This window comes from Pusillimonas sp. MFBS29 (assembly GCF_020687695.1).
GTDB lineage: Bacteria > Pseudomonadota > Gammaproteobacteria > Burkholderiales > Burkholderiaceae_B > Pusillimonas_C.
Genome location: NZ_JAJEWL010000001.1, coordinates 367,390 through 391,234 on the forward strand (window position 1 = coordinate 367,390; position 23,845 = coordinate 391,234).

General features: G+C 56.1%; 21 protein-coding genes, 1 tRNA gene and 1 other annotated feature. Of the genes, 9 read left to right on the plus strand and 13 right to left on the minus strand.

Annotation, left to right across the window (positions count from 1 at the left end; translation table 11 throughout):
* Positions 1-8 precede the first annotated feature (8 nt).
* Both secG and LKR43_RS01780 read left to right on the plus strand, forming a co-directional pair.
* Complete coding sequence (gene secG, locus LKR43_RS01775; protein ID WP_227682122.1) at positions 9-521, plus strand: preprotein translocase subunit SecG; 513 nt, start codon at positions 9-11, stop codon at positions 519-521.
* A 105-nt stretch (positions 522-626) separates the two neighbouring features.
* Positions 627-711: transfer RNA gene (locus LKR43_RS01780), tRNA-Leu, on the plus strand.
* A 172-nt stretch (positions 712-883) separates the two neighbouring features.
* Here the strand turns inward: LKR43_RS01780 and LKR43_RS01785 are convergent.
* The 9 genes from LKR43_RS01785 to mbhE are packed head-to-tail and all read right to left on the minus strand — an operon-like array spanning position 884 to position 9,317.
* Positions 884-2,194, minus strand: coding sequence for a sigma-54 dependent transcriptional regulator (locus tag LKR43_RS01785; RefSeq protein WP_227682123.1), 1,311 nt, complete (start codon positions 2,192-2,194; stop codon positions 884-886).
* Positions 2,191-3,594, minus strand: a complete 1,404-nt coding sequence (locus LKR43_RS01790) for a HAMP domain-containing sensor histidine kinase (RefSeq protein WP_227682124.1) — start codon at positions 3,592-3,594, stop codon at positions 2,191-2,193. The genes LKR43_RS01785 and LKR43_RS01790 overlap by 4 nt, the downstream gene beginning before the upstream one ends.
* A 60-nt stretch (positions 3,595-3,654) precedes the next feature.
* Complete coding sequence (gene mnhG, locus LKR43_RS01795; protein ID WP_227682125.1) at positions 3,655-4,074, minus strand: monovalent cation/H(+) antiporter subunit G; 420 nt, start codon at positions 4,072-4,074, stop codon at positions 3,655-3,657.
* A gap of 1 nt (position 4,075) precedes the next feature.
* The gene (locus LKR43_RS01800) at positions 4,076-4,366 is read right to left on the minus strand and encodes a monovalent cation/H+ antiporter complex subunit F (RefSeq protein WP_227682126.1); all 291 of its coding nucleotides are present in this window, start codon (positions 4,364-4,366) and stop codon (positions 4,076-4,078) included.
* A complete protein-coding gene (locus tag LKR43_RS01805; RefSeq protein WP_227682127.1) occupies positions 4,363-4,692 on the minus strand; it encodes a Na+/H+ antiporter subunit E in 330 nt (109 codons plus the stop codon). The genes LKR43_RS01800 and LKR43_RS01805 overlap by 4 nt, the downstream gene beginning before the upstream one ends.
* The gene (locus tag LKR43_RS01810) at positions 4,679-6,190 is read right to left on the minus strand and encodes a proton-conducting transporter membrane subunit (RefSeq protein ID WP_227682128.1); all 1,512 of its coding nucleotides are present in this window, start codon (positions 6,188-6,190) and stop codon (positions 4,679-4,681) included. Before LKR43_RS01810 ends, LKR43_RS01805 begins: the two co-directional genes overlap by 14 nt.
* Positions 6,187-6,573: an NADH-quinone oxidoreductase subunit K gene (locus LKR43_RS01815; protein WP_227682129.1), complete on the minus strand. Its 387-nt coding sequence runs from the start codon at positions 6,571-6,573 to the stop codon at positions 6,187-6,189. The genes LKR43_RS01810 and LKR43_RS01815 overlap by 4 nt, the downstream gene beginning before the upstream one ends.
* Complete coding sequence (locus tag LKR43_RS01820; protein WP_227682130.1) at positions 6,574-6,972, minus strand: MnhB domain-containing protein; 399 nt, start codon at positions 6,970-6,972, stop codon at positions 6,574-6,576.
* Positions 6,969-9,317, minus strand: a complete 2,349-nt coding sequence (gene mbhE, locus LKR43_RS01825; protein ID WP_227682131.1) for a hydrogen gas-evolving membrane-bound hydrogenase subunit E — start codon at positions 9,315-9,317, stop codon at positions 6,969-6,971. The genes LKR43_RS01820 and mbhE overlap by 4 nt, the downstream gene beginning before the upstream one ends.
* Positions 9,318-9,576: 259 nt before the next feature.
* On the opposite strand from mbhE, the gene LKR43_RS01830 reads away from it, so the two are divergent.
* The 4 genes from LKR43_RS01830 (at position 9,577) to LKR43_RS01845 (ending at position 14,711) form a co-directional block, all read left to right on the plus strand.
* On the plus strand, positions 9,577-10,170 hold the full coding sequence (locus tag LKR43_RS01830; protein WP_227682132.1) for a hypothetical protein: 594 nt from the start codon (positions 9,577-9,579) through the stop codon (positions 10,168-10,170).
* A 247-nt stretch (positions 10,171-10,417) separates the two neighbouring features.
* Entirely contained in the window at positions 10,418-12,055 is a 1,638-nt protein-coding gene (locus tag LKR43_RS01835) for a BCCT family transporter (RefSeq protein ID WP_227682133.1), read from the plus strand.
* Between the two features lie 19 nt (positions 12,056-12,074).
* The gene (locus LKR43_RS01840) at positions 12,075-13,952 is read left to right on the plus strand and encodes a DUF294 nucleotidyltransferase-like domain-containing protein (protein WP_227682134.1); all 1,878 of its coding nucleotides are present in this window, start codon (positions 12,075-12,077) and stop codon (positions 13,950-13,952) included.
* A 12-nt stretch (positions 13,953-13,964) separates the two neighbouring features.
* Positions 13,965-14,711 carry a 3'-5' exonuclease gene (locus LKR43_RS01845; protein WP_227682135.1) on the plus strand — a complete coding sequence of 249 codons (747 nt, stop codon included), beginning with the start codon at positions 13,965-13,967 and terminating at the stop codon, positions 14,709-14,711.
* A gap of 1 nt (position 14,712) precedes the next feature.
* Here LKR43_RS01845 and LKR43_RS01850 read toward each other — a convergent pair whose 3' ends face one another.
* Entirely contained in the window at positions 14,713-16,194 is a 1,482-nt protein-coding gene (locus LKR43_RS01850; protein ID WP_227682136.1) for a SulP family inorganic anion transporter, read from the minus strand.
* An 88-nt stretch (positions 16,195-16,282) separates the two neighbouring features.
* Positions 16,283-16,336 (minus strand) — a sequence feature (sul1 is cis-regulatory element that is thought to sense ions involved in sulfur or methionine metabolism; They are found in Alphaproteobacteria).
* A 119-nt stretch (positions 16,337-16,455) separates the two neighbouring features.
* On the minus strand, positions 16,456-17,355 hold the full coding sequence (locus tag LKR43_RS01855) for a LysR family transcriptional regulator (protein ID WP_227682137.1): 900 nt from the start codon (positions 17,353-17,355) through the stop codon (positions 16,456-16,458).
* A gap of 104 nt (positions 17,356-17,459) precedes the next feature.
* Here LKR43_RS01855 and LKR43_RS01860 point away from each other — a divergent pair, with 104 nt between their 5' ends.
* Both LKR43_RS01860 and LKR43_RS01865 read left to right on the plus strand, forming a co-directional pair.
* Positions 17,460-18,278, plus strand: a complete 819-nt coding sequence (locus tag LKR43_RS01860; RefSeq protein ID WP_227682138.1) for a class III extradiol ring-cleavage dioxygenase — start codon at positions 17,460-17,462, stop codon at positions 18,276-18,278.
* A 120-nt stretch (positions 18,279-18,398) separates the two neighbouring features.
* Positions 18,399-18,923 (plus strand): cytochrome b, encoded by a 525-nt coding sequence (locus LKR43_RS01865; protein ID WP_227682139.1) that lies wholly within the window; start codon positions 18,399-18,401, stop codon positions 18,921-18,923.
* Here the strand turns inward: LKR43_RS01865 and LKR43_RS01870 are convergent.
* Together LKR43_RS01870 and chrA are read right to left on the minus strand one after the other, a co-directional pair.
* Positions 18,920-20,752 (minus strand): ABC transporter ATP-binding protein, encoded by a 1,833-nt coding sequence (locus LKR43_RS01870; RefSeq protein WP_227682140.1) that lies wholly within the window; start codon positions 20,750-20,752, stop codon positions 18,920-18,922. The genes LKR43_RS01865 and LKR43_RS01870 overlap by 4 nt on opposite strands.
* A gap of 36 nt (positions 20,753-20,788) precedes the next feature.
* Positions 20,789-22,033: a chromate efflux transporter gene (gene chrA, locus LKR43_RS01875; protein WP_227682296.1), complete on the minus strand. Its 1,245-nt coding sequence runs from the start codon at positions 22,031-22,033 to the stop codon at positions 20,789-20,791.
* A gap of 525 nt (positions 22,034-22,558) precedes the next feature.
* Between chrA and LKR43_RS01880 the strand changes: the two genes are divergently transcribed.
* Positions 22,559-23,632, plus strand: coding sequence for a porin (locus LKR43_RS01880; RefSeq protein WP_227682141.1), 1,074 nt, complete (start codon positions 22,559-22,561; stop codon positions 23,630-23,632).
* Positions 23,633-23,845: the final 213 nt, after the last annotated feature.

Sequence of the window (23,845 nt, forward strand, 5' to 3'; positions counted from 1 at the left end):
GTTTTTTCATGCAATGGTTGTCACCCGTTCTTATGGCGATTCAGGTTATATCGTCGCTAAGCGTGATTGTGTTGGTCCTGCTGCAGCAGGGCAAAGGCGCCGATATGGGCGCGTCTTTCGGGGGCGGTTCGGCTGGCAGCCTGTTCGGCGCAACCGGCGCAGCCAATTTTCTGTCGCGTACCACCAAGTGGGCCGCCATCATCTTTTTTGCTTCTACGCTGGGTCTGGCCTGGGTAGCACACCATCCTGCCGGCGGTTCGTCGATTATTGATGGCGGTGTGATGCAAGGCTTCCAGGGTCAGGAAGTACCATCGGGCACGGGCTCCGCCGTTCCCTCGGCGCCTGGCGCTGCATCTTCCGGTGCTGCAGTACCTGCTGCACCGGCTCCAGTGCCTGCCGCGCCTGAATCCTCGGCTGTGCCGCAAGCGCCTGCGGCATCGGCAGTGCCAAGCGCACCGGCCGAGTCCGAAGCGCCCGCCGCAGCTCCCGCACAAGAAGGCGAGCCTGCAGCAAATAATTAAGGTGTACGGCAAGGCTGCGCAGGCAGGCGTGGCTTTGTTGATGTCGGGCGGTATCGGTCTGGAAAATACAGTTCCGGTTTCGTGCTAGAATACCGCTCTTTGCAAGCCGACGTGGTGGAATTGGTAGACACGCTATCTTGAGGGGGTAGTGGCGAAAGCTGTACGAGTTCGAGTCTCGTCGTCGGCACCACAGTTAAAAATCAGGTTGTTCCAGAACGGCCTGTAAAGTACCCGAAACCCGCATGAACATTAGCTTCATGCGGGTTTTTTTGGGTTTGAAATAACGCTTTTATCACGCAGGTTTCCAGGCTCTTCCCTTAAACTCCCCATTGTCCTCCCCATCCTGGCACTGGCGCCGACTTTTATTCGTCTCGGCGGCGCTTCCACAGTGTCGTGCGTGAGATCCCAAGCTTCCGGGCCGCTTCACCGATCCTTCCGCCACACTCTGCTATGACGCGTTCGATCTCTTCCTTTTCGGCTTCTGCCCTTGCTCGGGATAGCGACGGTTCAGCTATTTCCTGATCGGCCATTTCCGGGAAGATGTCACTTGATTCCAGCAAGGATTTTTCGGCTAGCGTGCAGGCTTGCACAATCCGGTTTGCCAGTTCCCGAACATTTCCAGGCCACGGGTGGGCCACCAATGCTCTTTTGGCCGCCTCGGAAAGCAAGAACGGAGACAATGGATTATTCACGCCATGGGCATCCAGGAGCTTTTCGGTAAGGGGAATGATGTCAGCGATTCGGTTCCTTAGCGCGGGTATAGTGATCTGGGCATTTTGCAGGCGATAGTACAAATCGGCGCGCAGCTTGCCGGATTGAAGCGCGGTCTCGAGGTCGGCGTTGGTCGCTGCCACAATACGCCCCTTGAAAGGAATCAATGTGTTTCCGCCGACGCGCCGGAAGCTGCTATCTTGCAGTGCCCGAGCAAGCAGGACCTGCATCTTCGGATGCATTTCACAGACCTCGTCCAGGAACAAGGTGCCGGATCCGACTTGTTCCAGTAAGCCTATCGTTGGAATTGTTGAGCCATCGGCGGTACTTGCTTCGATACCAAAATACTTCGCTTCCAGTGTCGCTTCGGCGATATCTGCGCAGCTGGCCGGAATGAAGGGGGCTGGCGCACGCCCGGATGCCTCATGGACGAGGCGGGCGGCCATCTCCTTGCCAGTGCCGCTTTCTCCAACTAGAAGAATGGAAATTTTTTCGCGTGCAAGCTTCTTGAGGTGCGACACAACCCGGTTCATTTCGGGTGTTTCGTAGTGAAAAGTGCGTAGGGGCGTTCTTACGCCCCGCAGGGGTACAGCGCGTGCAAGGCTGGTCTTGATTCGCCTGACAAGCTCGTTGATATCGTAGGGCTTGATCAAGTAGTCTGTGGCACCGGTCTTTACCAAGTCTATGGCCTGCTGAATATCGGCGTAGGCGGTTGCGAATATAACGTCGGTTTCCCAGATCAGCTTGCCGGCGCGTCTATATAGTTCCGTGCCAGTGCCGTCCGGGAGTCGAATGTCGCATAGCATCAGGGCCGGTTCATACCTCTCAAGACTTTCGAGCGCATCAGAGACAGTTTGCGACCAATGGACGGACATGCCCTCCAGGCGCAGGCGTTGGGCCACTGCGCCACCCAGTACGCCATCGTCTTCAATGACGAGCACATCTATGGTCTCACGGTTCATCGAGAATTGTCCTCCTTCACCGGGAATGTCAGCGTGATGGTCGAGCCGCCCTTAGCCGGGCGGTCTGCGGAAATGCTGCCATTCAATTCCTGCACGAGCCGGTGCACGACCTCCAGCCCGAGGGAGCGGTCATTACGCGTTGCCGCATTGCCCAGCAAAAAATCCCGAGCGTGGCGCGGCAGGCCTTCCCCCTCATCGCTTACTGTGAGCGAAAAGGTTCTTGGTAACGAAATGGCTTGGAGCGATACTGTGCCATTTTGCGGTGACGTTTGGATAGCGTTCAGCAGTAAATTCAAGGCAATCTGTCGAACCTTGAACGCATCCAGCCTTATGGGCGGATAGTGTGGAATATCCTTTGTGATTTTCACCCCGTTGCGCATGGCATGGGGTTCCACCAAGCGCAGCACATCGTCCAGATCTTGATTTCGCAAGTCAGGACCCGGCGAGCTTGGCCGGTAGGCATTCAAGGTTGCTTCGGCCACGCCTTGAAGTGATTGAACACCGCGGTCGATGAAATCCAACGCTTCCTTTCTGCTTCGAGCGTTGTTGCCATACATACGTATGGTTTGGAGTGCAGTCATCATTCCTGTAAGTGGGTTGCGAATCTCATGAGCCAGGGTCGCTGCAATGCGCCCGAGCAGCGCTTGCTGGTCTTGCTTGGCAAGCTTTTCCGAAAGCTGCTCCCTATCCTGGACTGCGGTGGTCATACGGTTGTAAGTGCGCATAAGAGCCGCTGTTTCGTCGTCATCCAGCGGAATATCCGACTCGTCGATCTGTTGGGGGCCGAACGCGACTGCGTGCGATAGATGCTCGCTCAGTGTTGTCAGTGGCCTTTGCATTCTGCGGATGACAAGATAACCCCCCAGAGCAGCGACCATACTCAGCACCGCGCTGATCAGAACAAGTCGGAAATGCAGCGCGGAACGCTCCTGAGCGAAAGCCGAAATATCCAGGTTGGCCGCGATAATGCCTTGATCATCCAACTCGCGCCACACCCAAATGCTTCGGGATTCTTGCTCATAGACATAGCCTTGGGTTGCATGGTACAGCGCATCCGGCGGTGGTGTGGGTGCTTCAAGATTTGGACCCGAAACATGGGCAACGATGCCTGTGTCGCGATCAATGAGTGCAAGTTGCCTGTCTACGACACCAAGGTAAAAATCCAGGGACTGTCGTAGCGCCCGGTTAATGCCCTCCAGGTCGTTTGCCTGATATGCGGGAAGGGCGGACGCAGAAAGCCCATCGAGGTAAACCTGCCCCACTCGTTCCGTCAAGAGCTCATACTGCCTGGACAGGCTTAACACCGAAATCTGGGTTACCAGCATGGCGATGGCGAAGATCATGACGGCGGCCAGCAGCGGGATCCTGACTAACAGAGGTAAACGAAGAAACCACTTCAATGTATCGTACTCCTCATGCCGGGTGGCAGCAGCTTATTTGCCGGGCTCCCTGGGCTTTGCTCAATGACCTCGTTGTTTCGCTGGCGAACCAGCCATGATATCAGCTCCCGGGTTTTCATCGGCTACCGCTGGCTCTGTTTCAATAAATTCGCAGGGCGACAAGACCTTTGCCAGATCATTGCGCGAAGTCCCTTGCCAAACATGCACGCCTCCCAGGAAGCCCGCTTTCCCTAACAGGTGCCCCGCGATTGGCGTAGTCATTGTCAAGAACAGAATCGCCAGCGTGATTTTGATCCAGGTGGGCAACGATGGCTCGTAGAAACCGGCGCCAATCAGCAGCAGGCTCGGTCCTACCACGCCGGCTTTGGTTGCGGCATGCATCCGCATGAAAAAATCTGGCAAGCGCAAGACACCCAAGGCGGCAATGAAGGTAATGATCGACCCGACAAGCACAAAGAGTGCGGATAGCCACATCAGCATGCTAGTTCTCCTCGCTTTGGTCGGATCCGCGTTCTATGAAGGCTGCGAAAGCCACTGTGGCGAGAAAGCCTATCAGTGCAAGGCCGAGGACCACATCGATGAATGCCATGGATCCACTCATGATCGCGGCCAGGGCGGCGATGCTGACTCCAAGCATGCATAGCATGTCCAGTGCAACGACTCTGTCGCCTGCATGGGGGCCGCGCACGATTCGTATGCATACCAGAATCATGGCGAGAAATAACAGGAACTTGCTGATCTCAAGGATGATCGAGAATACTGGGTCTATCATTCGAGCACCTTCAGTATCTGCCGTTCAAACCCTTGCTTGATATCGGGCACCACAGAGTCCGAGTAGTTCATGACGTGGGCATACAGGCATTTCTTATCCCCGGAAATGTGCAAGGTCGTCGTGCCCGGGGTCAGAGTCACCATATTGGCCAGAAGCGCAACGCCCAGATCGCTTTTGACATCCAGCGGCACCTCGACAATGGCGCTTTCTGATACACGTTTTGGGTTCACCACGCTCAGCACAACGTCAAGGACGGATTTCGCCAATTCCCTGCCGAAAGTGAGAATGAGTACAGCCCAGTTGAACAGCCAGCTAATCGTACGCATAAGACCCTCCCAGGACGGCGCTGATGTATTGCTTGTTGTTTGTCAGTTGTCCCGCCGCCTCTACTGAAAACGCAACAAACGGCTCCGGATTCAGGCCAATACACAAGGTGATCGCTGACAGCGCAACGATGGCGATGTACTGGGGAAATAGATTGCCTGGCCGCGCTTTTTCAATGACTGATACGGGCTCGGGGTGTGCCTTCCAAAACGCTTCGTTCCATATCTTCAGCATGGAATACAGGGTAAGCACGCCGACAAGCAAGGCGGTCGCGGCCAGATACCAGTCGCCTGCATCAAGACTTGGCTTGATTACAAGGTATTTGGCCCAGTAGCCCGATAACGGGGGCAGTCCGGCCAGCGACAGCGCAGGAATGCAGAACAAGATCGCCAGGAACGGCGCTGCCCTGTGCAAGCCTCCGATTTTCTTCAGCTGATAAGAGCCCGTCTTTCTTTTGATGACGCCGCCAATCAGGAACAGGTTGGCTTTCACAATGATGTGATGGACGATATACAGCACTGACCCCGCCAGGGCCAGGGGGGTAGCAATTGCCACCCCTACAAGCATGTAGCCGATCTGACTGATGATATGAAAGGATAGAATCTTTCGGATATCGAAGTGGGATGCAGCCCCTAACACACCGGTAATCATGGTAAGCGCCGCGACCACACCAATGGTTGTCGCCAAGCCTTCGGTAAGGGGGAAGATCAGGGTAAAGCAGCGCACGATGGCGTACACGCCTACCTTGGTTAACAAAGCTGCAAAGATGGCCAGAACGGGTGTGCTGGCAGTGTGATAAGAGGCCGGCAACCAGAAAAACAGAGGAAACAGTGCAGCCTTGGATGCAAATGCCAGGAAGAAAAGCAGGGCCAGCACTGAGGTCAGGCCGCTGTTTTCTATCATTGGAACCTTGTGCGCCAGGTCTGCCATGTTCAGTGTGCCGGTCGCACCATATAGAAAGGCGACCGCCGCCAGAAATATCGTCGTCATGACAAGATTCAGCATGACGTACTTTACGCCGGCGTCCAATTGTTCCTTAGAGCCTCCTAGCACAAGCAGGCCAAAGGACGAGATCAGCATGATCTCGAACCAGACGTACATGTTGAAGATATCGCCCGTCATGAAGGCACCGGTAACGCCGAGCAGCAAGCCATGGTACAGCGGGTGAAACATCGGGTGGCCGTGCTCTTCGGGATCCGTTAATTGGTAAATGGCGACCACCACGGCCATGATGGCCGTGATGAGCACCATTGTGGCTGTGAGATTGTCTGCAACAAAGCTGATACCGAAAGGCGCGTCCCATGAGCCAAACTGAGTCGCGAGGATGGTGCCGCCCTTTGTCACTCTGAGCAGCAGAACAGCACCCCAGAGAAAGACGGAACTTGCCGCAAGGCTGGTTATCTGTTGTAGCCGTGGTGCGCGCCAAAACAGCGTGGCCAGCGCCAAGCCCGCTAAGGGTGCCGCAATGGGAATGGTCAGCAGAGCGTCCGAAGATATCATTGCCCGGCCTTACTGCTGCTTTGGTCGGCGCGGGACTGTATTGGTTCGGCTTCTCTCATTTCCTCTGTATCGACGATATGCAGGCGTTGATGCGCTTTGTGCAATAGCACTACGGTAAAAGCCACCAGCGAGAATGAAATCACGATGGCGGTCAGGATGAGTGCTTGCGGCAAGGGATTCGCGCTTATGGCGATAGTGGTTTCGTCGCCGGTAATGAGTGGGGGTACATTCGACCCCAGTCGTCCAGCCACGAAGATGGTCAGATTCGCAGCGTTGCCCAGCAATAGCAGACCCAGAACCATCCGGAGCACGTTTCGCGACATCAATAAATAAGCAGCGACACCCGCCATGACTCCAATTGCAACGATGTATAGCGGTTCCATTCACTGCTCCAGGAAAAGGCTGAGAAAAGTGAGGATGGCCCCAATTACGGTAAGGTAAACGCCGATATCGAACAGCAGTGTCGTTCCAAGGGCCACGCCGCCTATTTCCGTCCAGGCATGCGTCAAGTACGCAGCCCTTTCCATCAGGCCGGCCACTCCGGATATCAGTGCCGCCCCAAGCCCCAGAGACAATAATTGCAAGGAGTCGATAGGCAGTACTTTCCTGAGAGCCGTGTGGCCTCGTGGCAAGGCGTAGCAAGCGTATCCGGCAGCGGCGATGAGTCCTCCGATAAAACCGCCGCCTGGTTCGTTATGGCCTCGCCAGAGCAAGTAGAGCGACAGCGCCAGGGCAAATGGAAGGATGACTGTGGAACCGACCCGAAAAATAACGGAACTCATTGCTTACCCCCGGGAATGGCATCCAGCTTGCTCACGATGGGCTTGTCGCGATGTCCCGCGCTGAAGAACACAGCGACGGCGGACAGTGCGGCCAGGGCTAGAACGGTGATTTCGCCCAAGGTGTCCAGGGCACGGAAGTCAACAATGATGACGTTGACCAGATTGCGCCCATGAGCCAGAGGCAGGCTGGCCTCTCTGAAGAAGTCAGACAAGGATTCATTGAAAGGCAATGCCACTACGCTGAACATCATAAGTACAAACATCAGCCCGAATATCACGCTGATAACGGCATCACGGCCACGTTGTCTGCGGGACCGCGCGTCTGCTGAGCGGAACGGCATATGGCCGATGACAGCCAGCAAGATAACGACGGACAGCGCCTCGACAGAAAATTGTGTGAAGGCAAGGTCGGGCGCCCCGCCTAGCAAAAATGCAACAGCCACCCCAAAACCCACCGTACCGGCGGATATGATCCCCTGGACGAAGCTATGGGAACGAAGCACCATGATGGAGGCGCCGATCAACAAGACCGGTAGTACAAGCTCAAGCCGGAACCCATCGGTGTGGAGCGGTGGAAGCACGAATGCGTCGTGGATGAATATTGTGGTAATTACTGCAAGCGCGACGATGCCGACGCTCATCGCCATGTAATGGCGCAAACTGCCCGTTTGGATGAGATTGGTCTGCCAAGTGGACAGCCTGGCCAATCCTTCCAGCACGCTGTCATACATGGCGTCGGGGCCATGGCGGTCAATAATATCCAGCGATTTCAACCAGCCTTGAAGGCGCGGCCACGACAAATAGATACCAACGCCGCAGGCGACTGTGAATATGCTGAGCGCCAGCATAGGCGTGAACCCATGCCAAAGACTGACTTGAACGTCAACAGCCTGGCCTTGCACTGTACTTGCCGCCGCGCTCATCAAGACTGCGGCCACCCCGGGGATCAAACCAAAGATAAGCCCCAATCCGGCCAGGGCCGCCGGCCCTATCCACATGAGAATGGAGGGGTCGTGTGCTTTCTCGTGAGTTTGGCCAAGAGCTTGCGGCGGCTGGCTGAAGAAGCATCGGCAGGCGATGATGCCGGCAACTACGACCATGCAGGCGTTGGCAAATATTGTTATTGCAAGTACGGCATAAGAAACTTCAGCGGAAAGCGTGGCTTCGTAAATGAGTTCCTTGCCGATAAATCCCAATAATGGGGGCAGGCCGGCCATGGAGAGTGACGCCACGCAGGCAATGGCGGCGGTAATTGGCATGGCACGCGCCAGGCCGCCGAGTATGGCGCTATCACGTGTCCCGACCGAGTGATCAATTATGCCGGCCACCATGAACAGGCATGCTTTATACAAGGCGTGAACCATGAGAAAGATCACCATGGCGGTGGTAGCGGTTGGATGGTCGATACCGATCAGGGTAATCAATGTGCCGAGCGAAACAATCGTGGTGTAAGCCAGGATGCGCTTCAAATCGGTTTCCCGCAGGGCAAGGATAGCCCCGCACAGCATGGTAAGGGCGCCGACCGAAACCAGCAGGGGTGTCCAAAGGGCGACATCGGAGAGCACCGGGCTCAGGCGAGCCATCAGGTAGACGCCAAGCTTCACCATGGTCGCCGAATGCAGGTAAGCCGATACCGGGGTGGGTGCAACCATGGCGTTGGCCAGCCAGGAGTGCAGGGGAAACTGTGCCGACTTGGAGAAAGCACCGAAGGCGATCAGGATAAGTATTCCTGTGCCCAAGGAGCCTGTCAGTGAGGAGCCCACGCCATCAGCCAAAAGCTCGGAAATACGGTAGGTGCCGGCAAATGTGCCAAGCAGCACGATGCCGGCAAGCATGGCAAGACCGCCGGCGACGGTTATAAGCAGTCCTTGCTGCGCTGAGCGTCTGGAGTCGGCCTGCTCTGGGGAGTATCCGATCAGCATGAATGATGACAGGCTGGTTAGCTCCCAGAAGACAAGCAGGCTCAGCAGATCGTCCGAAAGGACCGCCCCGAGCATCGAAGCCATAAACACTGTGAGGGTCGCAAAGAACCTTGGGGTGCGCCAATTTCCCGGAAGGTACGCAGAGGCGTAGAGAAATATGGCAGTTCCGATGCCGGTGATCAGCAGCGAAAAAATCAGTGACAGGCCATCGAGCTGAAACGAAAGCGTTATCCCCAGGGATGGAATCCAGTGAACATGCTGAACAATTGCGTTCAGTTGGGTAACGTCCTGCCCCAAAGCGCTGAAGCCCAAGAATAACAATGCGGGAACGAGCGCAATGGCTGCCGGGTTCCAGAACCGGGCAGCCAGATAAGCGATAGGCGTCGCCAAAAAGGAAAGCAGAATCAGGGAGAAGAGCGTCATGCCTAAGCAACATATGGTTTCAAGCGCAATGACGGTTATTTCATAACGAATCAGAACCTCGCATCAATGAACAGACTAAATGTTCATTAATGTGAACCGTTTTGTTTGCGTTGTTCTATATGGGTGACTTGGGGAAATTTAAATTGGAGAGTTGGTGTGACTGGCCCCCGCAGCAGTCGTCTGCGGGGGCAGAATGTTATTGATGAAGTGGGCCTTTTCCGTATGCAAAGGTTGAAGCAACTGCCGCTGGAGAACAATAGTGGAAGAACTACTCTACAACTGGTTTGGATTAAACGAGTGGATATTCAGCGTGCTCTATATGCTGAATTTTGCCGCCCTCGATATGGTTTGGCGTATCGGCAGCTATGGGTATAGCTATTGGGCTGTGGCCGGAGTCGTTACCGTAGTTTGCTTCCGATACATGCGTATTCGCCATACTGCGACAGAGCGGCAACTTGAAAGCATGGGCGAATTTTTGGCTGGGCTGATCATGGCATTCAGCTTGGTCTGGTGTGTTGTTTATACTTTTCAGAACATTACACTGATGCCGCGACCTTGGGCCGTCTTGCCCGGCATGGTTGCCGTTCAGACTCCCCCGTTATGGCATGAGGGCCTTCCCGCATCGGCCCCGGCTATCGCTATCATGCTTGTCTGCCTGGCATGGGCGCATGTTGGTCACCAGGCACGGCGTTGGCTGACCATCTATGCTGTCGCAGGGTGCTTATTGAGTGTTGTCTCGGGCGTTAACTGGCCTGTTGAAATTGTGGCAGGAGCAGCCGTCGGCTGGATGGGCGCCAGATTTGGGCAGTGGTATGCTCACTTTGGCAGACGTACTGTTGCCCCTAAGACATAGCTGTGCGATACGGCATGCAGCCTTAGCTCCCTTCAGTCAATCTATCCGCTACCGTGCATCAAGCCGCCTTCAGCGTCGTGCCTGTTTTCCCTGCCAGGTTACGGCGCTGCCACTGCGGCCGCTATCCTGGCTCTTCAAATGTAATCGTAATCGCAATTTGTTAGACTGCTAATGTTTTATGGTCAAATGATTTTTGCGGCAATGAGTCACTGCCTGTAGGTTGGGCAATACACAAGGAGTGGGGTTGATGGAAGAGCAACCAGAAGAAAAGGACCCAATGGTTCCCGACGGCGACGTCAATCCGATCGACACTGACTACAAAGTCGGTCAAGACAATATCATCGTCAATGTCGGTCCGTTCGGGCTCGACATCCATAATCCCGTATTTGGTGTTGCCGGCGGGTTGGTTATTTTGTTCGTGGCACTGACGCTGGGCTTTCATGACCAGGTCGAGGCCCTGTTCAGTGGTATCAAGAATTGGCTGACGTCCAGCCTCGACAGTTTCTTCATCATTGCCGGCAATGTTTTTGTGCTGGTGTGCCTGATTATTGTTGTTTCGCCACTGGGCAAAGTTCGCCTGGGCGGAACTGAGGCCAAGCCGGACTACACCTATGTTGGCTGGTTCTCCATGCTGTTTGCCGCCGGCATGGGTATTGGCTTGATGTTCTTTGGTGTTTCTGAACCATTGAGCCATTTCAGCTCGGCGTTTGGCGGCATACAGATGGAAGATGGCGTCCGCACCGACTGGGCGCCGCTCGGAGGCGCTGCCGGCGATGCATCGGCGGCAGCGCGCCTGGGTATGGCGGCTACCATTTATCACTGGGCATTGCATCCTTGGGCCATCTATGCCGTGCTGGCGCTCGGGTTGGCTCTTTTTTCGTTCAATAAAGGTTTGCCTTTAACAATTCGTTCGGTGTTTTACCCGCTATTGGGTGAGCGCGTATGGGGTTGGCCAGGGCACGTTATCGATGTTCTGGCGGTACTGGCCACCTTGTTCGGCCTGGCAACATCGCTGGGCTTTGGCGCATCGCAAGCCAGTTCCGGCCTGCACTTTCTATTCGGCCTGCCTGAAGGGCTTTTCACCCAGGTTGTATTGGTCACCGTCATTACCGCTATTGCCCTGGTTTCCGTCGTGGCCGGGCTGGACGCCGGTGTTAAGCGCCTGTCCGAAATCAATATGGCGCTGGCGTTGTTGTTGATGCTGTTCGTTATTGCCGTTGGGCCAACCCTGGACATACTGGGCGGCTTTTTCTCCAACCTGGGCGCTTATATCGAGTATTTCCCGGCGCTGTCCAACCCGATAGGCCGCGAAGACACCAATTTCCGGCAAGGCTGGACGGCCTTTTACTGGGCGTGGTGGATATCCTGGTCACCCTTTGTCGGCATGTTTATTGCCCGTGTCTCGCGGGGCCGCACCGTACGGGAGTTCATCATTTCCGTACTGATCGTACCTTCACTGGCATGCGTGTTGTGGATGACGGTGTTTGGTGAAACCGCTATCGGACAAATCGTGCGCGACGGCTACGAGGCTGCGCGTAATGCCGATTTGCCGCTGCAGCTGTTCCTGGTTCTGCAAGAATTGCCACTGGCATGGATTACCTCTTTGGTGGGCATCATATTGGTGGTTGTGTTCTTTGTAACCTCATCTGATTCCGGTTCGCTGGTTATCGACGTCATCTCGGCAGGCGGCAAGGTTGACGCGCCTGTGCCGCAAAGGGTGTTCTGGGCGATATTCGAGGGAGTGGTTGCCATCGCCTTGATACTGAGCGGTGGGTTGACCGCTCTGCAGGCGATGGCGGTATCGACGGGTTTCCCGTTCGCCATCGTGTTGCTCGTGGCCTGCCTGGCAATATTCAAGGGGCTGGCATCAGAGCCAAGGCGCTAGTTTTTCCGTCGTCGAAAACATGCAAGTCGAACAGCTTGAAATCGTAGATTTCCTTCGTGTCCGCCCCCCGTTCGACAAGCTTCCCAAAGAGGCTGTGGAGCTTGTCGCCACGACGATTGACGTGCGCTATTACAAGGCGGGGGAAAACATTGTTGAATTCGGCGAGCCAGGCGCGTTCTGGTACATCGTGCGTAGTGGCGCTGTCGAGGTCTTTCGTCGCAATGGCACGCTTTATAACCGCCTGACATCCGGCGGCTATTTCGGAGAATCCGGGCTGTTGCGTTCTGGCCGGATGCGTTTTCCCGTAAGAGCACTTGAAGATTCGTTGATTTATCTGGTTCCGCAGCAAGTGTTTCTTGACCTCTTCGACAACCACGACACCTTCGCCGATGTGCTTGAGGTCGAGAATCACGCGCGACTGCGGCAAGTGATATCGCGCCGTGAAGATGCCAATGACTTGATGTCTGCCACCATCGACACACTGGTCGGACGCGATGCCGTGACGCTAACCAGTGATGCAAGCGCAGCCGATGCAGCTCAGTTGATGACCCGGGAGGGTGTATCGTCTTTGCTGATCGTAGACGATCATCCCGAAGTTGCCGAGCTATCTCAGCTGTCCGGCATACTGACCGATCGCGACCTTCGCACCCGTTTGCTGGCACCGGGCTTGAGCCGCGATACGCCTTTGGCCAATATCATGACTCCCGATGTCGTGACGGTCGAGCATAATCAATTGATATTTGAAGCCATGCTGAAGATGGTGCGCCATAACGTGCATCATTTGCCTGTGATGAAGCACAAGTGGCCCATAGGCATTGTTGCGCTGTCAGACATCATTCACTATGAATCGCGCAATAGCTTGTTTGTCGTAGGCGGTATCTTTCGTGCGCAAAACGTGGATGAATTGGTTGCGCTGGTGCCGGATGTGCGCGCAACCTTTATACGCATGGCCAACGAGGACGCCAGCGCTCATATGATAGGTAGAGCCATGGCGGCAGTTGGTCGCAGCTTCAAGCAGCGTCTGCTCGAATTGGCAGAGGAGCAGTTGGGGCCGCCGCCCATACCCTATTGCTTTCTGGCCCTGGGGTCTATGGCGCGTCAAGAGCAATTGATCGTTACTGATCAAGATAACGCCTTGATTCTGGACGACAGCTACGATCCAGAACAGCACGGAGCTTGGTTTCAGGCATTGGGGCAGTTCGTTTCTGACGGATTGGCAAGCTGCGGTTATAGCTACTGCACCGGCGGCATCATGGCCAGCAACGAAAAGTGGCGCCAGCCCTTGAAAGAATGGAAGCGCCTGTTTACCGACTGGATAGAGCAGCCCAAGCCTGAGTCGCTGCTGCACGCCGGTATTTTTTTCGATATTGACGGCGTATGGGGTCGTACCGAATGGGCAACACAGCTGCGTGAACTGATTGCAGGCAAAGCCAAGGGCAACACGCGATTCCTGGCTTGTATGGCGCGCAATGCACTGCTGCGTACGCCGCCATTAGGCTTTTTCAAGGACTTCGTCGTGGAGTCTGATGGCCGGCATACTCGCGCCATCAATATCAAGCGCCGGGGCACGGCTCCACTGGTTGATCTGATACGTGTGCATGCCCTGGCCATAGGCTCCCGGGCCCTCACGTCATTCGACCGTCTGCACGAGATCATCGAGGCGGCGATCCTGCCCTTGGGGCGCGGGCAAGATATGCTGGATGCACTGGAATTCATCATGTTTGTGCGGGCACGGCGCCAAGCGGAGGATCTGGCCGCCGACAACGAGCCGGACAACAGCATCGACCCCGAGGCTCTTTCGCAATTTGAGCGGAAAAGCCTGCGTGATGCTTTTCTGGTCTTGAGCAACTCGCAGAAGTACCTGAAGTACCGTTATCAGCCGGGCCGGGCTAATTGAGCACAAAATAATATGCTGCATCTGGGCGACCTGAAACCTGCCGGCCAAGGCCGTTCTGCCAATCCGGCAGATTGGCAGCAGCACTTTGCCGTCTTGGCTGAAACGGCAAGGGATCCCCGTTTGAAAGCTTTCTACGGCCAAGGCGCGCCATCGGGCGATATGCCGTTGCAAGAAGTGCCGATGGTCGCCCTGGATGTTGAAACGACCGGCCTGAATCCACTGCAAGACGGCATCGTCAGCATTGGCGTCGTTCCCATGACCATGACCACGGTCCAATCCAGCCTGTCGCGTTATTGGGTCGTTCATCCGGACGTGGATCTGACGCCTGAGTCAGTAACGATACACTCGATCACACACGCACGGATTGACGCTGCGCCGGATCTGGATGTGATTCTTGAGGCAGTACTGCAAGCACTTGCCGGACGCATCATCGTTGTGCATTGCCGCGACATCGAACGCCGCTTTCTGAATGCGTCGCTCAAGGCGCGTATCGGTGAAGGCATACAGTTTCCTGTGGTCGACACGATGGCGCTCGAGGCCAGGCTGCATCGTAAACCGGCCAGCTTGTTGAGCCGTCTGTTGGGCCGGCGTGCCCGGCCAACCTCAATCCGGCTGGCTGATAGCAGGGCTCGTTATGGGTTGCCGCGTTACAGGTCTCATCATGCGCTGACCGACGCGTTAGCTTGCGCCGAGCTGCTGCAGGCGCAAGTCGCGCATCATTTTTCACCAGAAACGCTGCTGCGTGAAGTGTGGTCGTGAATTATGTCTGGCTTGCTTGCTTCCTGCCCGCTTCGCCATGTGTGGCGAACTGGCTGATTATGGTGGCGCTGGCCGCGTTCAGCCCAACTACCTCTACAGACCTGCCTTCGCGCCGCAGCTTGATAAGTACCTTATCGAGAGCACCAACAGCGGAGATATCCCAGAAGTGCGCAGCCGAGACGTCCAGCACAATATGGTCAAGAACCTCCTTGAAATCAATCGCTTCCGCGAAGCGTTCTGTAGAGGCGAAGAACACTTGTCCCGAGTAATAATAGGTACGTGTGAGGCCATCTGAAGAGAGTTGGGAGGTAACAGAGAATAGTCGTTTCACCTTGCCGGCAAAGAATACGCCGCTTAGCAGCACGCCGGCCAACACGCCTTGGGCGAGGTCATGCGTCCACACCACGACCACCACAGTCGTCAGCATCACGACCGACGACTGCCAGGGGTGCGAGCCCAGATCGCGAATAGATCTCCAGCTGAAGGTGCCGATGGAAACCATGATCATGACGGCGACGAGGGCAGGCATCGGGATTTTCGCGACCAGAGGCCCCAACACGACGATCAGGAACAAGAGAAATGCTCCGGCCACGAAGGTGGAAAGCCGGGTTGAGCCGCCTGATTTAACGTTGATGACGGACTGACCAATCATGGCGCAGCCACCCATGCCACCCAGAAAGCCGGTTACGAAATTGGCAATACCCTGGCCTTTGCATTCCCGCCGTTTATTGCTTGGTGTGTCGGTCAGGTCGTCCACTATTTGCGCGGTCATCATGGACTCAAGCAAACCGACGGCCGCCATGGTCAAGGAGTACGGAAAAATAATCCGCAGTGTTTCCAAGGACAATGGCACATTGGGAATCAGGAATGTCGGCCAGGATGAAGGCAGTTCACCCATGTCGCCAACGGTGTTGACGTTTAAGCCGCCATAGATCGAAATTGTCGTCAGTACGATGATGGCTATCAGGGGCGAGGGCACTGCTCTGGTCAGGCGGGGAAACAGGTAAATGATGGCCAGGCCGCCGGCAACCATCACATAGGTTATCCAGGTGACGTTAATCAGTTGGGGCAGTTGGGCAATGAAAATCAGGATGGCAAGCGCATTCACGAATCCTGTCACGACTGAGCGCGATACATATTGCATCAGCAGGTCAAGCCTGAGGAATCCGGCGATAACCTGAAAAATACCCATCAAAATGGTGGCGGCAAAAAGATAATCGACCCCATGCTCTTTCACCAAAGGCACGACCAGCACTGCGACCGCTGCGGTAGCGGCCGAGATCATGCCCGGCCTGCCACCGACCAGCGAGATAATCACCGCAATGGAAAATGATGCATAAAGCCCTATGCGGGGATCAACTCCCGCGATGATGGAAAAGCCTATGGCTTCGGGGATAAGTGCAAGCGCAACAACGATGCCCGCAAGAATGTCGGCGCGGGGACTGGCCATCCATTCGCGGCGAAAGGTGGAAGAAAAAGACATTGATTTCGCTAATTTGAAGTCAACAAGCGAGGTGTCGCATCGAGGATGGCGGTGAAATTGATCTCGGGGCGCACCATGATTCGCTTGGCATTGTCCGAGGGATAGGCGCCCGGCCGAGCCACCCGGCATCGCCGGGTCCACTGAAATTATTGCTATAGCGCCCATTGTGGCTGCTATAGCTTGAGATTGTACTCAATCTAAATAGCTCAGGAACAAGATGGTCACGAGTGCCGGCACCCCATGCGGCTCGGGCGTCTTGGTTCAAGGCGGGTTTGCTGAGAAAACCTCTGCCAGATAGTCGATCATGACACGAACCTTGGCCGGAGGGCGGCGGTCAGGCGGGTAGAGTACGTGAATGCCGCCAAGATCCATGGGCGGGTGGTCCAGTTTGAGCTCGACCAGCTCGCCCTGGTCCACCGCCCGGCCTGCGATGAAATGTGGCTGGTAGATAATGCCCTGGCCCTTGATCGCGGCGGCCAGCAAGGCATCGCCATTATTGGCCATCAGGTTGCCTTCGACCTCTACCGAGTACTCGCCCTGCGTGCCGAACTGCCATTTTTTGGGACTTTGCATGGCCGAAAGCGTGTAGCTCAGGCAGTTGTGCTGGGCCAGTTCGGCTATGCGGCGCGGCACGCCGCGTTCATCCAGGTATTTCGGGGCGGCGCAGACCATCATCGGACAATTGCCCAGGCGCCGTGCCTGCAGAGGGCTGTCGGCCAGGCGGCCGATGCGCACGGCCAGATCCCAGCTTCCGGCGATCAGGTCGACAGAAATATCGCTTAATCCCAGTTCCGTAATGACTTCGGGATGACGCCGGCTGAATTCAGGCATGAGCGGTGCGATATGGCGGCTGCCGAAGGACAGTGGCGCATTGATGCGCAACAGGCCGGTCGCCTTGACGCGTTGCGACGCGGCGGTGGCTTCGGCTTCGTCGATATCGGCCAGAATATGCAGGCACGCTTCCAGGTAGTTGCTGCCGGCTTCGGTCAGCGTCAGGCGCCGTGTGCTGCGGTGGAACAGCTTCACTCCCAACCGGATTTCCAGCGCATTCACATGCTTGGTGGCCATGGCGGGCGACATGCCCAGCTGGCGGGCCGCCGCCGACAGGCTGCCGGCTGATGCAGACCGCACGAAAACACGCATGCTGGTAACTCGATCCATTTTATTTCCTACGTTTAGTACGAAGTGTTAGTGAATTCTAGCCGGTTCTCTAATGATTACGATTGATTCATACTGTGAATCATTAAGTTTGAAGGAATCAAATCATGGCGATTGATCACAGCACAAGCCGCATGCCGGCTTACTATATTCCCCACGGTGCCGGCCCCTGTTTCTTTATGGACTGGAATCCCGCCGATACCTGGAACAACATGGCGGCCTTCCTGAAGGGGGTGAGGCAGACGCTGCCCGCCAAGCCGCGTGCCATCGTGCTGATTTCAGGTCACTGGCTGGAGCCGCATTTCAGCGTCACCGGCCATGCGCGTCCGGAGCTCATCTACGATTACTATGGTTTTCCGCAGCACACCTACGAGCTGGAGTATCCGGCGCCTGGCGAGCCCGGGCTGGCCGGCCAGGTGGCTGAACTGCTGGGCGCAAGCCATATCGAAGCGGGCGTTGACCCGCAGCGTGGTTATGACCACGGTATGTTTATCCCTTTGAAATTGATGTTTCCCGAGGCTGACATTCCTGTGATCCAGATGTCGCTGCGCAATAGCCTTGACCCCGAGGCTCACCTGGAAGCCGGTCGTGCCATTGCCGCGCTGCGCGACCAGGGTGTGCTGATCATCGGCAGCGGCATGAGTTTCCATAATATGCGCGGTTATGGGGATCCACGATATACACCGCTGTCGGCCGAATTCGATACCTGGCTTACCGCCGCCGTGGAAAGTGAGCCCGCCCGGCGCCATGATTTGCTGAAGCAGTGGGCCGATGCGCCTCAGGCGCGTCATTGTCATCCCCCGCGTGCGGAAGAGCATCTGCTGCCCCTGATGGTTGTGGCGGGCGCTGCCGGTGAAGGGAAAGGTAGCAAGGTGTATTCCGAGCAAATCATGAAAACCACGATCTCGGCGTTCCGTTTTGAATAGCGGCCGGATCTTCACAACACCGCCCGCTGCGCCAAAGGCCATTGCCGCCATACTGTAGCAATGAATATGGCCTAATATAAAGAAGCTCCAGTATTCGATTCGAGTGACAGGAAGAGAGATATGACAAACGATACACCGCAGCGCTATGGCAGTATTTCGCGCATTTTCCACTGGGGCATGGCCCTGCTGATTCTCTGGCAAGGCATGAAGTTCTTCGACCGCATCAACGAGGGTGAGCACTGGGTCGGCCAGAACCTGGCATCCTGGCACGTTTCTATTGGTGCATTGCTGTTGCTGCTTATCGTTCTGCGCATCTTCTGGGCCGCCAGCCAGAAAAACAACCGTCCCGTGCAGGACCCGGCCACCGCCACCCTGGTGAAGTCAGGCCATTTCCTGCTCTATGCCTGTATTCTGCTGATGCCCGTCACCGGAATTCTGTACCTGGTCGGCGCCGGTTACGGCCTGAATGCCTTTGGCATGCAACTGATTGCCGAGGGCCCGGAAATCCCCTGGATGTCCGGTATAGGCAGCACCCTGCATTCGCCGCTGGCATGGCTGCTGCTGATCATGATCGTCGGACACATCGGCATTGCCCTGATTCACCAGTTCGTCAAGAAAGACGACGTACTGAGCCGCATGCTTTAGCTTTCCTGGGCCAGAAAACCGCCGCTTTGGTGATGCCACAGGCGCGCATAGGTGCCGTTCAGCCGGAGCAGCTCTGCATGGCTTCCCTGTTCGATCACCCGGCCTTCGTCCATGACGATGAGCCTGTCCATGGCGGCAATGGTTGAAAGGCGGTGGGCGATGGCGATCACCGTCTTGCCCTCCATGATCTCATTCAGGCTTTGCTGTATGGCTACCTCTACCTCTGAGTCCAGGGCGCTGGTGGCTTCGTCCAGCAATAAAATGGGCGCATTCTTGAGCATGACGCGGGCGATCGCTATGCGTTGACGCTGACCGCCCGACAGCTTCACGCCCCGCTCGCCCACCAGCGTGTCATAGCCGCTATGGCCTTGCGTGTCGTTCAGTTGCTGAATGAACTCGTCGGCCTGGGCGCGTGTGGCTGCAGAAAGGATTTCCGCATCGCCGGCATCGGGTTGCCCATAGGCGATGTTCTCGCGTATCGAGCGATGCAGCAACGAGGTATCCTGGGTGACCATGCCGATGGCGCCGCGCAGGCTGTCCTGAGTGACCTGGGCAATATCCTGACCGTCTATGCGTATCTGGCCGCTGTCTACATCGTAAAAGCGCAGCAGCACGTTGATCAGCGTGGATTTGCCAGCGCCGGAACGACCGACCAGGCCGATCTTTTCGCCCGGTTGAACGGTCAGGCTCAGACCGTCAAGTACCTGGCGCTCGCCGTTGTAATTGAAGGAAACCTGATCGAACTCCACCTTGCCACGGGTCACCGCAAGTGCCGGTGCGTCGGGCGCGTCTTCTATCTTGCTTTCGCGGCTCAGGGTTTGAATGCCGTCTTGTACCGTACCGATGTTCTCGAACAAGGACGCCATTTGCCACATGATCCAGTGCGACATTCCGTTGACACGCAAGGCCATGGCCGTGACGGCCGCCACGGCTCCTGTTCCGATCTGGCCTGCGTGCCATAGCCAGAGTGCGTAGCCGCCTGCAGCAAGTATCAATGCTGCCACCAGCGCCTGATTGGTGATTTCAAACTGGCTGACCAGGCGCATCTGGCGAAAGCCGGTGATCTTGAAGTCTTCCATTGCCGCGCGCGCAAAATGCGCTTCGCGGCGGGTATGTGAAAACAGTTTTACGGTCGTAATGTTCGAGTAGGCGTCGGTGACACGGCCTGTCATGGATGAGCGGGCGTGCGCCTGTTCCTGTCCGACCTTGCCCAGGCGTGGCACGAAATAGAGCATGGCCAGGCCAAACAGCACGATCCAGCCAAGAAAGGGCAGCATCAGACGCATGTCGAAGCTTCCTGCCAGGGCAATGATGGTGATGAAATACACGCCTATGCCCAGCACGATTTCTACGAATGTCAGCAATACCTCGCGTACGGCAAGCGCCGTTTGCATCACTTTGGTGGTGACTCGTCCGGCGAACTCGTCGGAAAAGAAGGAAAGGCTCTGGCGCAGCATAAGGCGGTGGAATTGCCAGCGCAGCCGCAGCGGCAGATTGATGGCCAGTACCTGGTGCTGCACCATGGTGCGCAAGGCAACAAGCCCAATGCTGGTGACCAGCACGATGCCTATTCCCCACAGCACGCGACGCTCGTGCGTGGCCGCCGCGCCGCCGGCCTGCCAGGCCGAGAGCAGGTCAACCACCTGGCCAAGAAAGGCAAACAGCCAGGCTTCGTAGATCGATACGCTGGCGCTCAGCAGTGCGAGTGCTGCAAGATAGCGGCGCGAGCCGTAAGTGCAGGCCCAGAGAAAGGGCATCAGGCCCTTGGGCGGCAGGGGAGCTTCCTCGGGAGGGAAGGGATCCAGTAGTTGTTCAAACCGGCGAAACAAGCGGAGGCCTCCAGAGTTGTAGGGCGCAGTCTTAGATCAAGTTCCACCCAGGCGCACGACCAGTGCCGCCAGGGTGAGCAGCCAGCCACCCAGCCCGCAGCCCAGAACCACCAGCCACGGCGCAAGGCGCCAGAACGTCAGGGCGACAAAAGCCAACAAGCCCAATCCAAAGTCGGCCGGGCTATGGATAGCGCTGGTCCAGACCGGATCATAAAGCGCGGCCAGCAAGAGTCCGACTACAGCAGCGTTAATTCCGTTCAGTGCGGCACGCATGGAATGATTGGAGCGCAGCTGCTCCCAAAACGGCAGGGCGCCGGTCACGATCAGGAACGATGGCACGAAAATCGCGATCAGGCAGAGCAGGCCGCCGAGCCAGCCGTTGGGGGGTGTTGTCATTGATGCGCCTAAAAAAGACGCAAACGTGAACAGGGGTCCAGGCACAGCCTGGGCTGCTCCGTAACCAGCCAGGAAGGTTTCATTTGCAACCCAGCCATTGGGGACGACTTCCGCCTGCAACAGCGGAAGAATGACGTGGCCGCCGCCAAAAACCAGAGAGCCAGCCCGATAAAATACATCGAACATCGACAAGGCCTGGCTTGGCCATGCCTGAGCAAGCAAAGGCAAGACTATTAATAGTGCTGCGCAGATTGTCAGGAAGAAGGCGCCGGTGCTTCGGCTAATGGTGATGGTCAGCGGTTCGTGTGCTGAATTTTCGTGCTGCCGGAACAGAAACAATCCGGCAAAGCCTGCAGCGATAATGACACCAACCTGGCTGAGAACGCCGGGCCATGCCAGAACGGCACAGCAGGCGATGGCCATTATGCTTACGCGCAGGGCGCCAACGCAAAGGCTGCGGGCCATGCCCCATACCGCCTGTGCCACGACTGCGACGGCTGCAATTTTCAATCCTTGCAGCAGGCCTTGGGGAATCACTTCGCCCCAGGCAGATATACCCTGAGCAAAAAGAATGAGTGCAATTGCCGAAGGAAGGGTGAAGCCGGTCCAGGCCGCCAGCGCACCGGAGTAGCCGGCGCGAGACAATCCCAGTGCCAGACCGACCTGGCTGCTGGCCGGACCAGGCAGGAATTGGCAAAGTGCGACCAGGTCCGTGTAGCTGTGATCATTCAGCCAGCGGCGGCGATTGACGAACTCTTCGCGGAAATAGCCCAGATGGGCAGTCGGGCCACCAAACGATGTCAGGCCCAGCCGAAGAAATATAAGAAATACATGCCAGGCATTGGCCGCCCCGGCAGGAGGCTTGCCGGCCGTTAGTGATGCCATATCTTCGTCTACCTTGGGTTGCATTCCGGAGAAGGTGTCTGCTCGATGTGCAGCGTTCAGCATTGTAGGATTAAACGCGAGCGCTGGCCGTGGTGGCAGGGCAGACAACAAAGCGTGCCTGCGGCGTATGATCAGGGCTCGATTTCAACGGTACGGCACAGTAAATCTTTGAAAAGTGCACAGAAATTCAGTCTTGGGCAATAAACAGAAAATGCCGTAAAAACAAATGCTTGTGGGGTTTACTTAAAATCGAGCAGTAAGTTGCTGGGGTGCCTTCCTTGTGGCGCTCCAGCCACAATGAAAGCTCGGGTAAACCCCTACAAAATTAGCCAAAAAACTTACTTTTGTTGTTTAAAGCCTACACCAAGTGCAAAAAACGCGAGGTTTCCGAACAGGATAATAGCCAGAGGGCTGGAATTTTGATGCAATAGCAACAACTTCCCATCGCGGAGTTGGAAAGGGCAGCAGCACAGTGAAAACAAGTAGTCGCTGCTCTAGTTACTCAAATCTACGGAGATTTCTTACATGAAAAAGACTCTGCTCGCTGCTGCTCTCACCGTCGGCTTCTTCGGCGTTGCTCAGGCAGAAACATCAGTCACCCTGTACGGTGTTATCGATACCGGTATCGGCTACAACAAGGTTGAAGTCGGTAATTACGAAGCCAAGAAAGTTGGTCTGATCAACGGCGTTCAATCCGGCAGCCGCTGGGGTCTGAAAGGCACTGAAGATCTGGGCGATGGCCTGCAAGCTATTTTCCAACTGGAAAGCGGTTTCGACAGCTCGACCGGTGTTTCCGGCCAAGGTGGCCGTTTGTTCGGTCGTCACCTGACCATCGGTCTGCAAGGCGAAAGCTGGGGCCGTCTGGACTTGGGTCGTCAAACCAACATCGCATCCAAATACTTTGCCGACATCGCTAGCCCCTTCGGCGCCAGCTTCGGTCAAGCTAACGTTGGTGCTACCTTCGGTTCTTCCAACACCGTTCGTTGGGACAACATGGTTATGTACCAAACCCCCAACTTCTCGGGCTTCCAGTTCGGCGTTGGTTACTCCTTCAACACCAGCGGCAGCCAAGACTGGGACGTTGACAACACTGTTGACACCAACGACAAAGGCCTGACAACCGGTCTGCGTTATGCTAACGGCCCCATCGGTGCTGCCCTTACATACGACCAAATCGAAACTGACGTTAACGACGCCAAAGTTAAAGCATGGAACTTGGGTCTGAGCTACGACTTCGAAGTTGTCAAGCTGCACGCTGGCTTCGGTCAAACCAAAGACGGCTGGATCGCTGGTCAAAACTTCGGCCAAGGCGCTCCTAGCCACAGCCAGTATCTTGACGGCCTCGAAGCCAACCTGTACACCGTTGGTGTAAGCGCTCCTGTTGGTGCTGGTAAAGTTATGGCTTCCTGGGCCATGGCCGACTTCGACGACCTGAACGGTCAAGAGCTCGACAAGCAAAGCATCTACAGCCTGGGTTACACCTACGCACTGTCCAAGCGTACCAACTTCTACGCTTACGGTTCGTATGCTGACAACGTTTACGGTCTTGACGATGCAAAATCGACAGCCGTCGGCGTCGGTATCCGTCACCAGTTCTAATAGGCTGGCATAGCTAGTCTATGCCGCTGGTTGGCCCGGCTTGCCGGGCCAACAATAGAATTGCTGCAGATGTAAATCTGCAATCAAAAGCCACCCTCAGGGGTGGCTTTTGTATTGGATTCTGATCCGGGTTTCGGGTCTTCCATGTTTTTGCTGCAAAGATGTTTCACATCAGGGTTATTCAGCAGAATGACGCTCTCAAAATGATACAAT

Excerpts from the sequence above, each read along its gene's own strand:
- secG (WP_227682122.1), top strand. The coding sequence starts at position 9 with ATGCAATGGTTGTCACCCGTTCTTATGGCGATTCAGGTTATATCGTCG.
- LKR43_RS01785 (WP_227682123.1), bottom strand. The coding sequence starts at position 2,194 with ATGAACCGTGAGACCATAGATGTGCTCGTCATTGAAGACGATGGCGTA.
- mnhG (WP_227682125.1), bottom strand. The coding sequence starts at position 4,074 with ATGCTGATGTGGCTATCCGCACTCTTTGTGCTTGTCGGGTCGATCATT.
- LKR43_RS01800 (WP_227682126.1), bottom strand. The coding sequence starts at position 4,366 with ATGATAGACCCAGTATTCTCGATCATCCTTGAGATCAGCAAGTTCCTG.
- LKR43_RS01805 (WP_227682127.1), bottom strand. The coding sequence starts at position 4,692 with ATGCGTACGATTAGCTGGCTGTTCAACTGGGCTGTACTCATTCTCACT.
- LKR43_RS01810 (WP_227682128.1), bottom strand. The coding sequence starts at position 6,190 with ATGATATCTTCGGACGCTCTGCTGACCATTCCCATTGCGGCACCCTTA.
- LKR43_RS01815 (WP_227682129.1), bottom strand. The coding sequence starts at position 6,573 with ATGGAACCGCTATACATCGTTGCAATTGGAGTCATGGCGGGTGTCGCT.
- LKR43_RS01820 (WP_227682130.1), bottom strand. The coding sequence starts at position 6,972 with ATGAGTTCCGTTATTTTTCGGGTCGGTTCCACAGTCATCCTTCCATTT.
- mbhE (WP_227682131.1), bottom strand. The coding sequence starts at position 9,317 with ATGACGCTCTTCTCCCTGATTCTGCTTTCCTTTTTGGCGACGCCTATC.
- LKR43_RS01835 (WP_227682133.1), top strand. The coding sequence starts at position 10,418 with ATGGAAGAGCAACCAGAAGAAAAGGACCCAATGGTTCCCGACGGCGAC.
- LKR43_RS01840 (WP_227682134.1), top strand. The coding sequence starts at position 12,075 with ATGCAAGTCGAACAGCTTGAAATCGTAGATTTCCTTCGTGTCCGCCCC.
- LKR43_RS01845 (WP_227682135.1), top strand. The coding sequence starts at position 13,965 with ATGCTGCATCTGGGCGACCTGAAACCTGCCGGCCAAGGCCGTTCTGCC.
- LKR43_RS01850 (WP_227682136.1), bottom strand. The coding sequence starts at position 16,194 with ATGTCTTTTTCTTCCACCTTTCGCCGCGAATGGATGGCCAGTCCCCGC.
- LKR43_RS01855 (WP_227682137.1), bottom strand. The coding sequence starts at position 17,355 with ATGGATCGAGTTACCAGCATGCGTGTTTTCGTGCGGTCTGCATCAGCC.
- LKR43_RS01860 (WP_227682138.1), top strand. The coding sequence starts at position 17,460 with ATGGCGATTGATCACAGCACAAGCCGCATGCCGGCTTACTATATTCCC.
- LKR43_RS01865 (WP_227682139.1), top strand. The coding sequence starts at position 18,399 with ATGACAAACGATACACCGCAGCGCTATGGCAGTATTTCGCGCATTTTC.
- chrA (WP_227682296.1), bottom strand. The coding sequence starts at position 22,033 with ATGGCATCACTAACGGCCGGCAAGCCTCCTGCCGGGGCGGCCAATGCC.
- LKR43_RS01880 (WP_227682141.1), top strand. The coding sequence starts at position 22,559 with ATGAAAAAGACTCTGCTCGCTGCTGCTCTCACCGTCGGCTTCTTCGGC.